This is a genomic window from Roseovarius sp. D0-M9, assembly GCF_037083805.1.
Lineage (GTDB): Bacteria > Pseudomonadota > Alphaproteobacteria > Rhodobacterales > Rhodobacteraceae > Roseovarius.
Window position 1 is genome coordinate 20426 of record NZ_JBAPKZ010000007.1, and the last position, 15148, is coordinate 35573.

Annotated in this window: 14 protein-coding genes and 1 tRNA gene; 7 read left to right on the forward strand and 8 right to left on the reverse strand. The window is 63.2% G+C overall.

Annotated features, from left to right (window positions below; translation table 11 throughout):
* Positions 1–50: 50 nt before the first annotated feature.
* The 5 genes from cysS to V8352_RS06610 all read left to right on the forward strand — a co-directional run bounded on the left by cysS (position 51) and on the right by V8352_RS06610 (position 6392).
* Positions 51–1421 carry a cysteine--tRNA ligase gene (cysS, locus tag V8352_RS06590; protein ID WP_336423480.1) on the forward strand — a complete coding sequence of 457 codons (1371 nt, stop codon included), beginning with the start codon at positions 51–53 and terminating at the stop codon, positions 1419–1421.
* A gap of 211 nt (positions 1422–1632) precedes the next feature.
* A complete protein-coding gene (cimA, locus tag V8352_RS06595) occupies positions 1633–3240 on the forward strand; it encodes a citramalate synthase (RefSeq protein WP_336423481.1) in 1608 nt (535 codons plus the stop codon).
* Positions 3233–4012, forward strand: a complete 780-nt coding sequence (locus V8352_RS06600) for a squalene/phytoene synthase family protein (protein WP_336423482.1) — start codon at positions 3233–3235, stop codon at positions 4010–4012. Before cimA ends, V8352_RS06600 begins: the two co-directional genes overlap by 8 nt.
* 215 nt (positions 4013–4227) lie before the next feature.
* Positions 4228–5079 carry a uroporphyrinogen-III C-methyltransferase gene (gene cobA / locus V8352_RS06605; RefSeq protein WP_336423483.1) on the forward strand — a complete coding sequence of 284 codons (852 nt, stop codon included), beginning with the start codon at positions 4228–4230 and terminating at the stop codon, positions 5077–5079.
* 92 nt (positions 5080–5171) lie between these two features.
* Complete coding sequence (locus V8352_RS06610) at positions 5172–6392, forward strand: MFS transporter (RefSeq protein ID WP_336423484.1); 1221 nt, start codon at positions 5172–5174, stop codon at positions 6390–6392.
* A gap of 11 nt (positions 6393–6403) precedes the next feature.
* Here the strand turns inward: V8352_RS06610 and V8352_RS06615 are convergent, their stop codons facing one another.
* The 5 genes from V8352_RS06615 to uvrB all read right to left on the reverse strand — a co-directional run bounded on the left by V8352_RS06615 (position 6404) and on the right by uvrB (position 11103).
* Positions 6404–7072 carry an alpha/beta hydrolase gene (locus V8352_RS06615; protein WP_336423485.1) on the reverse strand — a complete coding sequence of 223 codons (669 nt, stop codon included), beginning with the start codon at positions 7070–7072 and terminating at the stop codon, positions 6404–6406.
* Positions 7069–7698 (reverse strand): DNA-3-methyladenine glycosylase family protein, encoded by a 630-nt coding sequence (locus V8352_RS06620; protein ID WP_336423584.1) that lies wholly within the window; start codon positions 7696–7698, stop codon positions 7069–7071. The genes V8352_RS06615 and V8352_RS06620 overlap by 4 nt, the downstream gene beginning before the upstream one ends.
* Positions 7695–8414, reverse strand: a complete 720-nt coding sequence (locus V8352_RS06625) for a precorrin-6A/cobalt-precorrin-6A reductase (RefSeq protein WP_336423486.1) — start codon at positions 8412–8414, stop codon at positions 7695–7697. Before V8352_RS06625 ends, V8352_RS06620 begins: the two co-directional genes overlap by 4 nt.
* Before the next feature lie 235 nt (positions 8415–8649).
* Positions 8650–8835 (reverse strand): PLDc N-terminal domain-containing protein, encoded by a 186-nt coding sequence (locus V8352_RS06630; protein WP_336423487.1) that lies wholly within the window; start codon positions 8833–8835, stop codon positions 8650–8652.
* Between the two features lie 69 nt (positions 8836–8904).
* On the reverse strand, positions 8905–11103 hold the full coding sequence (uvrB, locus tag V8352_RS06635; protein WP_336423488.1) for an excinuclease ABC subunit UvrB: 2199 nt from the start codon (positions 11101–11103) through the stop codon (positions 8905–8907).
* Between the two features lie 160 nt (positions 11104–11263).
* Between uvrB and V8352_RS06640 the strand changes: the two genes are divergently transcribed.
* Together V8352_RS06640 and V8352_RS06645 are read left to right on the forward strand one after the other, a co-directional pair.
* On the forward strand, positions 11264–12136 hold the full coding sequence (locus V8352_RS06640) for a hypothetical protein (protein WP_336423489.1): 873 nt from the start codon (positions 11264–11266) through the stop codon (positions 12134–12136).
* 56 nt (positions 12137–12192) lie between these two features.
* A tRNA-Thr gene (locus V8352_RS06645) sits at positions 12193–12268 on the forward strand.
* Between the two features lie 362 nt (positions 12269–12630).
* On the opposite strand, the gene V8352_RS06650 is transcribed toward V8352_RS06645, so the two are convergent.
* The 3 genes from V8352_RS06650 to V8352_RS06660 form a co-directional block, all read right to left on the reverse strand.
* Positions 12631–13215, reverse strand: coding sequence for a hypothetical protein (locus V8352_RS06650; RefSeq protein WP_336423490.1), 585 nt, complete (start codon positions 13213–13215; stop codon positions 12631–12633).
* Between the two features lie 588 nt (positions 13216–13803).
* Complete coding sequence (locus V8352_RS06655; RefSeq protein WP_336423491.1) at positions 13804–13986, reverse strand: hypothetical protein; 183 nt, start codon at positions 13984–13986, stop codon at positions 13804–13806.
* Positions 13987–14378: 392 nt separating this feature from the next.
* Positions 14379–15137, reverse strand: coding sequence for an SDR family NAD(P)-dependent oxidoreductase (locus V8352_RS06660; protein WP_336423585.1), 759 nt, complete (start codon positions 15135–15137; stop codon positions 14379–14381).
* Positions 15138–15148 lie beyond the last annotated feature (11 nt).

The following is a 15148-nucleotide window of genomic DNA, read 5'->3' on the forward strand; positions in this document are numbered from 1 at the left end:
CGGAGTTGCTAAGCCCGCACCACCCCGAGCCAACCGATGCGAGGCGCCCCATGACCGACATTAAGCTGCACAACACACGCACGCGCAAGAAGGAGGTGTTTACCCCTCTGGATGAGAAAAATGTGCGGATGTATGTCTGTGGGCCCACGGTCTATGACCGCGCCCATCTGGGAAACGCGCGCCCCGTCGTGGTGTTCGACGTGCTCTACCGGCTCTTGCGGCATGTCTATGGCGAGGATGCCGTGACGTATGTGCGCAACTTCACCGATGTCGATGACAAGATCAACGCGCGCGCCGCCGAGAGCGGTCGCAAGATCGGCGACATCACGGAAGAGACGATCCGGTGGTTTCTGGACGACATGGGCGCGCTTGGCGCGCTCCAGCCCGATCAGATGCCGCGCGCGACGCAATTCATCCCCCAGATGGTCGCCATGATCGAGGATCTGATCGCCAAGGGCCATGCCTATGAGGCCGAGGGGCACGTTCTCTTTGCCGTCGAAAGCTACACCGAATACGGCGCGCTTTCGGGCCGCAGCATCGAAGACATGATCGCCGGCGCCCGCGTCGAGGTCGCCCCCTACAAGCGCAACCCGATGGATTTTGTTCTGTGGAAGCCATCCAGCGGCAACCAGCCGGGATGGGACAGCCCTTGGGGCCATGGCCGCCCCGGCTGGCATATCGAATGCTCGGCCATGGCGTATGAACTCTTGGGCGCAAGTTTCGACATCCACGGCGGCGGCAACGACCTGATGTTTCCACACCACGAGAACGAGATCGCCCAAAGCTGCTGCGCCCACCCCGACGGCGGCTTTGCGCAGGTCTGGATGCACAACGAGATGCTGCAGGTCGAGGGCAAGAAGATGTCCAAGTCGTTGGGCAATTTCTTTACCGTGCGGGATCTGCTGGAACAGGGCGTGCCGGGCGAGGTTATCCGGTTCGTGTTTCTATCGACGCATTACCGCAAGCCGATGGATTGGACGGCGGAGAAGGCAAAGGAGGCGGAGGCGACGTTGCGGAAATGGTATGTTCAGGCGGATCGTGCGCTTGATAACGTTAAACCATATCAAGCCGTCGTTTCCGCGCTCGCAGATGACCTGAATACATCAAAGGCTGTCAGCGAAATTCATCAGCTTTCCCACGCGGACGACGCCCCGGCTCTACGCGCCAGCTTGAAACTCTTGGGATTGATGGCGGAGCAGACGCCCTCGTGGGCGGCTGCGCCTGAAGTTGACCTTTCCGGCTGGGAAGACCGCCTCGCAAAGGTCCGGGCCAGCGCGATGGCCAACAAGGAGTTCAGCGAACTCGACCGACTCAAGGCTGCGCTTATCGACGCAGGCATCGAGGTGCGGATGCAAAAAGATCGCGTAGAATTGGTACCGGAGTCCAGTTTTGACCCAGCCAAACTTGAGGCTCTCGAATGAGCGGCGCATATCACGTCGAAAGCCCAGCCGCGCGGCGCCCGACCGCGGGGGGGCGCCGCTTTCCTATGGTCGGTGCGCTTTATGGTGCAAACACATCGGACGGGTGGTCATTGCCCAGACAGGGTAAAAGCGCCCGCCCGGGGGGCGGTCGGGCGCTGCGCGGCGGCGCGCTGGCGCACGCCTTGATTCGGCGCAAAGGGGATTCCGAGTTATGAAACATCGCCTCTCCATCTACGACACGACCCTGCGCGATGGGCAGCAGACGCAAGGCGTCAGCTTCTCAACTGCCGAGAAGCAGCGCATCGCCGAGATGCTCGACAGCCTCGGCGTCGATTACATCGAGGGCGGATGGCCCGGTGCCAATCCGACCGACAGTGCCTTCTTCGACGCTGCGCCGCGGACACGCGCGAAAATGACCGCTTTCGGCATGACCAAGCGCGCGGGGCGCAGCGCTGCCAATGACGATGTGCTCGCCGCCGTGATGAACGCAGGCACCGGCACCGTCTGCCTTGTCGGCAAGGCGCATGATTTCCATGTGGAGCGTGCCTTGGGCATCACCTTGGCGGAAAATACTCAGAATGTCGGCGAGTCCATCGCACATCTGGTCGCCAGTGGGCGCGAGGCGCTGCTGGACGCCGAGCATTTCTTTGACGGCTACAAGGCGAACCCCGCCTATGCGCTCGAGGTGTGCCGCGCGGCCTATGAGGCGGGTGCGCGCTGGATCGTGCTTTGTGATACCAATGGTGGCACCCTGCCGACCGAGATCGGGCGCATCACGTCCGAAGTCATTGCTGCGGGCATCCCCGGCGAGCGCCTAGGCATCCACACCCATAACGACACCGAAAATGCCATCGCCGGATCGCTGGCCGCCATCGACGCGGGCGCGCGGCAGGTGCAGGGCACGCTCAACGGGCTGGGCGAGCGTTGCGGCAACGCGAATCTCACCACGCTGATCCCGACCCTTCTGCTCAAGGAGCCCTACGCCAGCACCTATGAGACCGGCGTGACACTGGACGCGCTCAGGGGTCTCAGCCGCATCAGTCGCAAGCTGGACGATATCCTCAACCGCGTGCCGATGCGGCAGGCGGCCTATGTCGGCGCCTCGGCCTTTGCACACAAGGCCGGGCTGCACGCCAGCGCGATCCTCAAAGACCCCTCGACCTACGAGCATATCGAACCGGCCCTCGTGGGCAATGCGCGCATCATTCCGATGTCCAATCAGGCGGGCCAGTCGAACCTGCGCCAGCGCCTCTTGGAGGCCGGGATCGAAGTCGCGCCCGGCGATCCGGCCCTCGCCCTCATCCTCGACCAGATCAAGGAGCGCGAGGCCGAAGGCTATACCTACGACAGTGCGCAGGCCAGTTTCGAGCTTCTGGCGCGCCGCGCGCTGGGCCAGTTGCCCGATTTTTTCGAGGTCAAGCGCTACAAGGTCACGGTCGAGCGGCGCAAGAACAAGTATGACAAGATGGTCAGCCTCTCGGAGGCGGTCGTCGTGGTAAAGATCGACGGCGAGAAAAAGCTGTCGGTCAGCGAGTCGATGGACGCGCTGGGCTGTGACCGCGGCCCGGTAAACGCCCTGTCCAAGGCGCTGGCCAAGGATCTGGGCCGCTATCAGAGTGCCATCGACGACATGCGCCTCGTCGACTTCAAGGTGCGCATCACCCAAGGCGGCACCGAGGCCGTGACCCGCGTCATCATCGACAGCGAGGACGATCAGGGCCGCCGCTGGTCGACCGTAGGCGTCAGTCCGAACATCGTGGATGCCTCATTTGATGCGCTCCTCGACGCGATCAACTGGAAGCTGCTGCAAGGTGCCTGATCTGGGCCACGATCTAACCGGCTGCGCCGAACTGCTGCGCCGGGGCGACCCGGACCGGTTTCGCGCCGCGATGGCCGCGCCCGTGGCCGCGCGCCGGGTACTTTTTCCCATCTATGCGTTCAACGTCGAAGTGTCTCGCGCGCCCTGGATGACCCAGGAGTCCATGATTGCCGAGATGCGCCTGCAATGGTGGCGCGACGCGCTGGAGGAGATTGCTGAGGGCGGCAAGGTGCGGCGCCACGAGGTGGTGACGCCCCTGGCAGAGGTGCTGGACCCCGAGGGCGCCAGACTGCTCGACGCGCTGGTCGTCGCGCGCCAGTGGGACATCTACCGCGATCCCTTCGAGGACGCGGCCCATCTGACCCGCTATCTGGAGCACACCAGCGGCAACCTGATGCTGGCCGCCGCCCGCGCGCTGGGCAAGGTGGACGCACAGGTGGTGTTGGATGCAGGCTATGCCACCGGCGTCGCGGCTTGGCTGCGCGCCATCCCCGCGCTGGAGGAGGCAGGGCGCATTCCCCTGTTGGATGGCCGCCCCGAGGGGATACGCGCGCTGGCCGAGGACGGGATGCAGCGCCTGCGCGCCGCGCGCGCCCAGCGCGGCAAGATCAGCGCCGAGGCGCGCCCCGCGCTGCTGGCTGCGTGGCAGACGGGCGGAATTCTGCGCCGCGCGGCGGCCCATCCGGCGCGGGTCGCGCACGGCGGGCTGGAGCCTTCGCCGATTCGCTCAGCACTGGGGTTGATGGCGCGCTCGATGACCGGACGGTGGTAGGAACAGCATTCCAGTCACATCACGGCACACCCGTGCGAATTAAAATTTTGTTCCAATCAGGCGCCTCACCTGCAAACAAAACACCCGACTTTTGCCAAGGCGCGGACCAACACACCACGCCCCGCGTCACGTGCTGAACGGCGTTTTGGGGCCCAGAGGGCATGCCAGCGCCGCCCCTCTTCCCAAGGCGGAAATACAGCGCCATATGTTGGTGCATGCTCGACGCGCTCCCCCTCCCGGCCCATGAGTGGCCCATGATCCAGCCCGGTTGGGTCTGGCTGTGCGGTGCCGGTCCCGGTGATCCCGGCCTGCTGACGATCCACGCGCTAAACGCGCTGCGTCAGGCCGATGTGGTCGTTTATGATGCGCTTGTTCAGGAATGCATCCTCGACTGGGCACCGCAGGCGGAAAAGATCTATGCGGGCAAGCGCGGCGGCAAGCCATCAGCGGTGCAGCGCGACATCTCGCTGCATCTGGTCGATCTGGCGCGTGCGGGCAGGCGGGTGCTGCGCCTCAAGGGCGGCGATCCCTTTGTCTTTGGCCGCGGCGGCGAAGAAGCGCAGACGCTCGTGCAGCACGGCATCCCGGTGCGCATCATTCCCGGCATCAGCGCCGGGATCGGCGGGCTGGCCTATGCTGGCATCCCCGTGACCCATCGCGACGTGAACCAGTCGGTAACCTTCGTCACGGGTCACGACCAGACGGGCAACGCGCCCGCCTCGGTCAACTGGAAGGCGCTGGCCGAAGGCTCTCAGGTGCTGGTGATCTACATGGGCATGAAACATGCCGATCAGATTTCTACCGCGCTGATGGAGCATGGCCGCGACCCGGACGAGCCCTGCGCGGTCGTCTGCAACGCAACCACGCCGCAGCAACAGGTGCTTGAGACGACGCTCGGCCGCATGGCCGAAGATATCCGTGCCAGCGGGCTCGAGCCGCCCGCATTGCTGTGCATCGGGCGCTCGGTCCTGATGCGGCAGGTTCTGGACTGGCAGGGCCAGATGCAGGGCGAGCCGGTGCGCGACATGGATCCGCTGGGCCGGGGACTGGCAGCCGAGGTCGCCTAAGGCGCCTTTCGCAACCGCACCTGCCAGACACCTCGCGGAAACCCACCGGGGCCTCTTGCTAAGCCGATTCAACGGGGCTAGCAGTTTGCGGCATGACAGACGCCGCCCTCACCCCAGACGACGCCCGCGCGCGCCGCAACGTCACCGTTCTGGTGCTGGCGCAGGCGTTTTTGGGCGCGCAGATGCCCATGATCTTTATCGTCGCGGGCCTTGCCGGCGATGGTCTTGCGTCCAATCCCTGCTTTGCCACGCTGCCGATCACGCTGACCATCATCGGCTCGATGCTGTCCGCGACGCCAATGTCGGCCATCATGCAGCGCTATGGGCGCAATGCGGGCTTTGTTGTCGGCACGATGGGGGGCGCGCTGGGCGGCGCCGTGGGCGCCTACGGGCTATACACCGCCTCGTTCACGTTGTTTCTGATCGGCAGTTTCCTGACGGGCGTCTACATGAGCGCGCAGGGCTTCTTTCGCTTTGCCGCCGCCGATACCGCCAGCGACGCGTTCCGCCCCAAGGCGATTTCATATGTTCTGGCGGGCGGCCTTCTGAGCGCCATCATCGGGCCCCAGCTGGTCAAGGTGACGGCGCAGTCGATGGTGGTCCCCTTCATGGGCACCTATATCGCGGTCATCGGGCTGAACGTCATTGGCTCGGCGCTGTTTCTGTTTTTGAACATCCCCAAACCGCCCATCCCCAGTGAGGACGCCCCGCGCGGTCGCACCCGGATGGAGCTACTTAAAACGCCGCGCATCGCCGTGGCGGTGATTTGCGCCATGGTGTCCTATGCGCTGATGAACCTCGTCATGACCTCGACACCGCTGGCCGTCGTGGGCTGCGGGTTTGGCCCTAGCCGCGCGGCGGATGTTGTCACGGCGCATGTGTTGGCCATGTATGCACCCTCCTTTTTCACCGGCCACCTCATCGCGCGCTTTGGCGTTGAAAAGATCATGGGGCTGGGTATTGCGCTTTTGGCGGTTGCCGGTGTCGTCGCGCTGCAGGGCGTTGAGCTTGAGAATTTCTTTGTCGCGCTGATCCTCTTGGGCCTTGGCTGGAACTTCGGCTTTATCGGGGCAACATCGATGCTGGCGGGCGCACATGAGCCGCACGAGCGCGGGCGCATGCAAGGGCTCAACGATTTTCTGGTATTCGGCGGCGTCACCGTCGCGTCATTGGCCTCGGGCGGGCTGATGAACTGCGCGGGCGGCACTGCCGAGGCGGGCTGGACAGCCGTCAACCTCGCGATGACGCCTTTCCTCGCGCTCGCCGGGGGCGCATTGATCTGGCTGATGCTGCGAGACCGGCGCGAGGCCTGAGCTGAGCCGCCTCAGCCCAGCCCCAGCTTGTCCGCCATGAAGGCCAGAGCCACCTCCAGACCATCAGGCGCAATGCCGTGGCCGGTGCCCTTCATCACATGAGCGTAGACATCCTTCCAGCCGGCCGATTGCAGCGCCTCGGCGGCCTCGGGCAGCGATTGAGGGGGAACGACCTCATCGGCATCGCCATGCACCAAAAGGATCGGAGGGCGCGAAACCACCTCATCCACCAAAAGCTCGGGGCGCAGCAGGCGACCGGAAAAGGCGACGATCCCCGCCATCTCATCCTCGCGCCGCGGCGCAACATGCAGGGCCATCATCGTGCCTTGGGAAAAGCCAAAGAGAACGACCTGCTCGGGCAGGACATCCTCGTCCACCATCAGCGCATCGAGAAATGCGTTGAGGTCGTCGGCAGCCGCCAGCAGGCCACGCTCGGCCTCTTCCTCGCTGCTGTTGTCGATCCAGGGAATGGGAAACCACTGAAAACCGTTGGGCATGCCCGCCACGTTCTCGGGCGCGTCGGGCGCGACAAAAAGGGTATCGGGCAAATGCTCGCCCAAGGGATCGGCAAGGCCCAGAAGGTCAGGGCCATTGGCCCCATAGCCATGCAAGAAGACCACGATGGATTTCGTTTCGCCCGAAATCGGCTCTCTGCGGCCAGCGCTAAGTACTCGCGTCATCTGATGCCTTCCCTTTGTTTTGCAATCCGGTAGTAGGCCCAAAGAAGCCGCGCGGCAACCGACCTATAGGGGCTCCAATCCGCGGCCATGGCCCGCATCGCCCGCTCTTTCGGGCGTTCGGGCAGATCATAGAGGATGCGCGCGGCCTCTTGCAGGGCCAGATCGCCATGGGCAAACACATCGGCGAGGCCAAGGCTGAACATCGCATAAATCTCGGCCGTCCAGGTGCCAATGCCGGGCACGGCAGTCAGCGTTTGCAGCACCTCCTCCGTCGGCGCGGCGCGCAGCGCGTCATAATCGATGCCGGCGCGGGCCAGCTCCTGCGCATAGCGGATCTTCTGCCGGCTGAGACCAGCGGTGCGCAAGCCGTCCTCGCCCGCCTGCAAAACCGGCGCGGGCGCGGTCAGCCCCGCCTCCTGCATCCGCCCCCAGATGGCGCTGGCCGAGGCAACGCTGACCTGCTGGCTGACGATGGCGCTCAGCAACTCGGCAAATCCGTCCGGCCTGCGCCTCAGCGGCAGCGCGCCCGTTTCGGCATAGGCGCGCGCCAGATGCGGGCAGAGTGCGCAAAGCTCATCTGCATCTGCCGCCACATCGGCGTCCGTCTCGATGATCCGCAGGCTCATGGCGCGCAGGCCCTGCAGGCCCATGCCAGCGCCTCTGCCTCGGTCTCGACGCAAGGCGCGTCGGGCGGTGCGGGGCGCGCGATCATCGCCGCGCGGATACCCAGCGCGCGGGCGGCGGTCAGCTTGGTCTCGGCCCGCGCGCTGCCGGCATTGCGCAGGACCAGCCAGTCGATGCCAAGACGTTTGAAGAGCAGGGTCTCCTCCTCCACCGGAAAGGGCGGCTCCTGCACCAGCCATTCGCCGTTCGGCAACGGGCACGGCACACCGGGCGCGCCAATCTGGCGGCAATAGATGTGGCAGGTATCCAGCGCGGCATATGCCTCCAGCCCTTCGCGGCCCGTCGCCACCAGAACGCGGCTCCCCGGCGGAATATGCCGCACGGCATCCGCGTCACTGGTCACATGGGTCCAAAAATCGCCCGGCTGCGCGCGCCATTCGGGGCGGCGTAACAGGCAATAGGGCAAGCCGTTTGTCATGGCATGCTGCGCAGCATGGTGCGAGATTTCCACGGCGAAGGGATGACTGGCATCCAGCACCGCTGCTGGCCGAAGGGTGGCGAGGCAGTCAGCGAGGGCGCTGCCATGCACCGGCGCGGGCCACGCGCGGCCCATACGCGTTCCCTCGGGCTGCCAGATGGTGAAGTCAATTCCACGCGCCGCCAGCCCGGCGGCGACCCCGCGCGCCTCGCCCGTCCCGGCCAACATCAGCAGGGTCACGGCAGGCACCGACGAAAGGCAGGGCTGGGGCAGATCATGAGGGTGAGTTTAGCGAGGGTGCGGCCCCGCGCCAATCGCCAAAAGCGGGCACACCCTGCAAAGCACGCCCTCTCCGGCCGCACACAAATGGCAGATTGCCGAGAAAATTCAATGGCTTCTTTACGACGGCATCCAACGCATGAAAAAGAGCGGGCACACGGCCCGCTCTACAAGTATCAGCTGACTGAAGTGGCGCTTAGACGTGCGCCTTGGACCCGCGCGGACCTGCAAGCAGCCATATGATAAAGCCGAGGATCGGCAGGATCAGGATCAGCAGTGTCCAAAGCACTTTCTTGCCGGTGGATGCGGCAGAGGTCAGCACCTGATAGATCGCATAGATATCCGCGATCAGGACGATAATTCCGAATAGTCCAAATTCCATGGTAGATCTCCTATCTTTCGATTGGAGATACAACGTGAATGTGAGCGGTCCGGTTCCGACGAAGCGCGCCTACTTCTTGCGCCGCTTCACGTTCCCGCCCCGCTGCCCCGGCTTGCCAGCCGTCGAGCGGCCACGCGTCTTGGACCCTGCGGCGACAGCTTCGTCCACCGCAGTCTGGCGCGCCAGGGGGTCGTCGGAAATCGCCAGATCGACCGCCTCGAGGCGTTTGACCTCGTCGCGCAGGCGCGCGGCCTCTTCGAATTCGAGGTTCTCGGCGGCCTTGCGCATGTCGGTGCGCAGACCGTCCAGATGCGCCTGCAAATTGGCACCATGCAGCGGCTTGTCGACCTTGGCGGTGACGCGGTTCATATCCACATCGCCCTTGTAGAGCCCGGCGAGGATATCCTCGACGTTCTTCTTGACCGTCGCGGGCGTGATGCCGTGCTCTTCGTTATAGGCGATCTGCTTGGCGCGGCGGCGGTCCGTCTCGCCCATCGCGCGCTCCATGCTGCCGGTGATCCGGTCAGCATACATGATCACGCGCCCCTCTACGTTTCGCGCGGCGCGCCCGATTGTCTGGATCAGCGAGGTTTCCGAGCGCAGGAAGCCTTCCTTGTCAGCGTCGAGGATTGCGACAAGGCCACATTCGGGGATGTCCAGGCCCTCGCGCAGCAGGTTGATGCCGATCAGCACGTCGAACGCCCCAAGCCTCAGATCACGCAAGATCTCGATCCGCTCGATCGTGTCGATTTCCGAGTGCATGTAGCGCACCCTGATGCCCTGCTCATGCATGTATTCGGTCAGATCCTCGGCCATCCGTTTGGTCAGGGTGGTGACCAGCGTGCGAAAGCCGTCGGCAGCGACGCGGCGCACCTCGTCCAGCAGATCATCCACCTGCGTCTCGACCGGGCGAATTTCGATCACCGGGTCCAACAGGCCAGTCGGCCGGATGACCTGTTCGGTAAAGACGCCGCCAGTCTGCTCGATCTCCCATTTGGCGGGCGTCGCGCTGACAAAGACGGACTGGGGCCGCATCGCATCCCATTCCTCGAATTTGAGCGGGCGGTTGTCCATGCAGCTGGGCAGGCGAAAGCCATGCTCGGCCAGCGTGAATTTGCGGCGATAGTCGCCTTTGTACATCGCGCCGATCTGCGGCACCGACACATGGCTTTCATCGGCAAAGACGATGGCGTTGTCGGGGATGAACTCGAACAGCGTGGGGGGCGGCTCGCCCGGAGCGCGGCCCGTCAGGTAGCGCGAGTAATTCTCGATCCCGTTGCAGACGCCGGTCGCCTCCAGCATCTCAAGATCGAAATTCGTGCGCTGCTCCAGCCGCTGCGCCTCAAGCAGTTTGCCCTCGCCTACGAGTTGATCGAGCCTGACGCGCAGCTCTTTCTTGATGCCCAGAATGGCCTGCTGCATCGTCGGCTTTGGCGTGACGTAGTGGCTGTTGGCGTACACGCGGATCTGCTCGAAGCTGCCGGTCTTCTCGCCCGTGAGCGGATCAAACTCGGTGATCGCCTCCAGCTCGTTCCCAAAGAAGCTGAGCCGCCATGCGCGATCCTCAAGGTGAGCTGGGAAAATCTCGAGGCTGTCGCCCCGCACGCGAAAACTGCCCCGCTGGAAGGCGGCATCGTTCCGCTTGTATTGCTGGGCCACCAGATCGGCCATCACCTGCCGCTGGTCGTAATCGGTGCCCACCTTCAGATCCTGGGTCATCGCGCCGTAGGTCTCGACGCTGCCGATACCGTAGATGCAGCTGACCGAGGCGACGATGATCACATCGTCCCGCTCCAACAGGGCACGCGTGGCCGAGTGGCGCATGCGGTCGATCTGCTCGTTGATCTGGCTCTCCTTCTCGATGAAGGTATCACTGCGCGCGACATAGGCCTCGGGCTGGTAGTAGTCGTAATAGCTGACGAAATACTCGACGGCATTATTGGGAAAAAACCCCTTGAACTCGCCATAGAGCTGCGCCGCAAGCGTCTTGTTCGGGGCAAGGATGATGGCAGGGCGCTGCGTTTCCTCGATCACCATCGCCATCGTGTACGTCTTGCCCGTACCAGTCGCGCCCAAGAGCACCTGATCGCGGTCGCCGTCCTTGATCGACTGGCTGATCTCGGCAATGGCCGTGGGCTGATCGCCTGCGGGCGAGAACTCACTGACCATCTCAAAGCGCTTGCCGCCCTCCAGCTTGAGCCGTTCGCGCACATCGGGCGCGGGGTTGGCCAGAACGGCGGGCTGGCTGTCGGAATGGGCGTAGGGCATATCTGAACATCCTCAGGGCGGCGTGCGTCACACTTGATGCTTTTTACGCGCCATTCAACCCACGGGCGCGCCGCACCATGGATGGAAACTTGTTTATCTGCGGCGCGATGCGCCATATACAAGGCACGGCGATACATACCCCAGTCTGGATAGATCCATCATGCAGCTCGTTCTTCACGCAGGCGCCCACATAACCGACGAAGATCGCCTGCTGAAATGCCTGACGGCCAATCAGACCATGCTGGCCGAGCGCGGCACTGAGGTGCCTTATCCCAAGCAGTACCGCCGCCTTCTGCGCGATGTCCTCCATGCCGCGCCCAGCGGTCTGGCCGAGGACACGCGCGAGGTGCTGATGGATGCCTTGGGCTTTGACGAGGCGCCCGACCGTCTCATCCTGTCCAATCCGGGCTTTTTCGGAACGCCCAAGATGGCGGCATCGGGCGGGGATTTCTATACCGCCGCCGCCGGGCGCACGCAGGTCTTTCGCCAGATCTTTGCCGGGGACGAGATCGAGATGTTCTTTGCCATCTGCAACCCGGCGACCTTCCTGCCCGCCATCATGGCCCAGACCAAGTTCGACAGCCTGCGCGCGTATCTGGGCGGCGTCGATCCGCGCGAAATGCGTTGGTCGGCAATGATCGAACGTGTGCGCGGCGCCATTCCCGATATTCCCATCACCGTCTGGTGCAATGAGGACACACCCCTGATCTGGGGCCAGATCCTGCGCGAGATGGCGGGCGTCGAGCCGGGCCTGCCGCTAATCGGCGAGCATGCCCTGCTGCGCGAAATCATGACGCCCACCGGCATGGCCCGCTTTGAAAGCTATCTTGAACAGCATCCCGGCATGACCGAGATGCAAAAGCGCCGTGTCATCTCGGCCTTTCTGGACAAGTTCGCCAATGACGATGCCATCGATCAAGAGCTGGACCTGCCCGGCTGGACCGACGAATTGGTCGACGAATTGAGCGACCTTTACGACGAAGACGTCTACCGCATTGGCCGCATGCCCGGCATCACGCTCATCACACCCTGAGCGCGCCCGATCGCCGCTTGCCAAGCCTGCAACCCCCTGCTAAATGCCAATCCGGCGCCCCTATAGCTCAGCTGGTAGAGCAACTGATTTGTAATCAGTAGGTCCGCGGTTCGAGTCCGTGTGGGGGCACCATTTAATTCACCTAAGACGTTGCTTTATATTAATAAAATGTGATGTGCTTTTTTACGCATCCCCCCAAATATCCCCCCTAAGAGCGGCGATGAGGTCGGGTTATGGGCAAATCTATCGCCTCAGCCGAATCGCGCGCTCCACGGCCCAGCGCGTTCACCAATTTCCGCAAAGCGATTGCATCAACGCTACGCGCGCCGTGCTTCCAGTTCGGATGTTCAGCCCCAGCTTTCACACCGCCCCTTGCGCCGTGCATCCGGCATACCTTCCAGCCGCGAACCGCAGGGGCATGGCATGGCTTTCCGGTGCGTTTGGATTTTGCGGTGCATCGCGGTGCATCGTGTGCCCTTTGCATGGGGTTAGCGTCACTTTTCATGTTTGCCCCCCGCTTGCACGTTTCCGACGATAGCTTGCCCGCCGTCTGCGACACTGACGTGTTGCACCGTCACTGTCTGGTTACCCCCGTTGCGATGTTTTCGCAGCGCTTCCATTTGGGCCGTAAACGTTCGCGCCAGCTTGTTCACCGCCCGCTCCAAAAACTCAAGTTGTGGCGTTGTCTGTGCGTTGGCCAAGAGCATCGAAAAGCGCATCATCGCCGTATGCGTCGCTGCCATCTGTGTCGCCAGCAATGATTCCACAGCGTCCCTCGGCTTGATTTCAATAGCTATTCCAAGCGCACGGTTTCCATCATCTACGTCCGTTGTCTTGCTGCCTGCGAGCTGCAGGCAGTTGTATGCGCGTTCGGTTGCAAACTCGATGGACGTCCCGCCAAATGCGTTGCTAATCATCTCACCTGACACAAGGCGCAGCACGCATGTGCCGTCATCATTCAATGCAAATTCCGGTAGTTTTTTGCCCTCTGCGCTTGGCAGGTTTTCGACTTCGTCAGTCATTATTGCCTCCAAAATTTGAACCTTCACGCTTGAAAAACCAAGTTCGGGATAAGCCACACCAGCGCCGCCCGTTCGGCCCGTGCCGTTCCCATGCGGTCAGCCTGCGCCATTCGTCCAGCGACACGACACGCCCCGTCCAAGTCGTCACACGGCCCCCGGCTGTTTGGTCATAAGATTCGATTTCCGAAGCGCTGGGCGTTGCGACACTCGCGACATTTGCGACATTCGCGGCGATGTGCCGGGCCGGTGTCGCAGAAGTCGCGGTTGTCGCTGGGGGCGCTGCTACATCCGCTACAATCGCTACAAAGGGGCGCTGTGTAGCAGATGTAGCAAGTGTAGCAGGGGGGCAGGTGTCGCTTTCACGGCCCCCGCCCAGCTTTGCGAGTTCGGCTTGCGCATCAAACCACATCACTTGCCCCCTTCACTACCTTTGGCCAAGCATTCGTCCGTCCGGAGTGAAATCCTTCAATATCTGAGTAGATTCCGACCCTATAAACGGAAACACCCGAACCATAAATGTTAAGTGACGGCAGGGCCTCCCTCCTGCGCCGTTGAAACTTGGCGAGGCTTTCTGTTGGCGTTCTCCAATTTAACCGACAGACGGCTTCGTCCATTTTCGAAGCGGCGTGGAAATCCGGACTAGGGTCAAACCACATCGCCACCGCCCCGCACGATGCGCCATGCTTCGGCCCGCGCCGCCCCGCGCACAATCGCGCCCTCATCCAGTCGTGCCAGCCATCCATGCTTCTCGAGGATGCCCAGCGCGGCCCGCGCTTTCGGTGTCTCGCGCAAGGCGTTCGGCCCCATTTGCACCACGTCGCGTGTCATCACGTCAGGATGCGACCAGCCTGCGCTTGCGTATGAACATTTTAGCGGTTTAGGCACTGCGGATCGAGTTTTGGTGGAGTTGCGCATAGATCGAGACGCATGCTTCGCTGCCAAACGGGACGTTGCCATCGCAAGCGAGACTGATGTCAGGTTGCATTTCAAAAGCTGGCCTTCAGTGACGGTCATGCCGCTTTAGGCAAAGGACTATTTGAAACGGGTTTTCACGGCAAAGCCGGATTCCGCATAGCGCATCCCATCGACGATCGCCGCAGGCTCAAGCGTGGCGGCAAACCCCTATGACTCTCGCCCATCACCACCGCAAATGATGTGCACGAATCGGGTCAGTTAAGAGCCGCTCACGTCGCCTGACAGAATGAGCGCCGTTGCTCTTTCTAGCCCGCCGTCCAACCGCCATCGACCAGCAGATGCGTGCCAGTGATCATTGCGGCCGCGTCCGAGCAGAGGAACACGGCCGGCCCCATCAGGTCGGTCACCTCTGCGACGCGGCCCAGCTTGATCTTGGCCTCGATCCACGCGCGCTTTTCGGGGTCGGCAAAGGTCGGCTCGGTCAGGGGGGTGCGGATGAAGGTCGGACATAGCGTGTTGATGCGCACATTGAAGGGGCCAAATTCGATCGCCATCGCCTTGGTCATGCCTTCCACAGCGTGCTTCGACGCACAATAGACCGCTCGGTCAATGCCGCCCACATGACCCATCTGGCTGGAGACATTGAGGATCGCGCCACCACGCGGCCGCATGGCGCGGGCTGCCGCCTGGCTGAGGAAGTAGGCGGCGCGCAGGTTGACGTCCACGACCGCGTCGTAATCCTCGGGCGCCGTTTCGAGCGCGGGGCCGTGCCGAGCAAGGCCCGCCGAGTTGACCAGGATGTCGAGTTGGTCAAAACCTTCGATGGCCTGCCGCGTCGCCCCGGCGTCGGTGATGTCCAGGGCGAGCGCATCGGCGCTGTGACCGGCCTCGCGCAACGCCTGGGCCACCTCTTCCAACGGGCCTTGGGTGCGCGCTGCCAGCGTCACATGGGCACCCGCCTCGGCCAGCGCGGCGGCAAGGGCCAAACCGATGCCGCGCGAGGCACCCGTGACAAGCGCGCGCTTGCCGTCCAGACGCATCGACGGGGTGCGGGGCAGGTCCATCATCTGCGCGC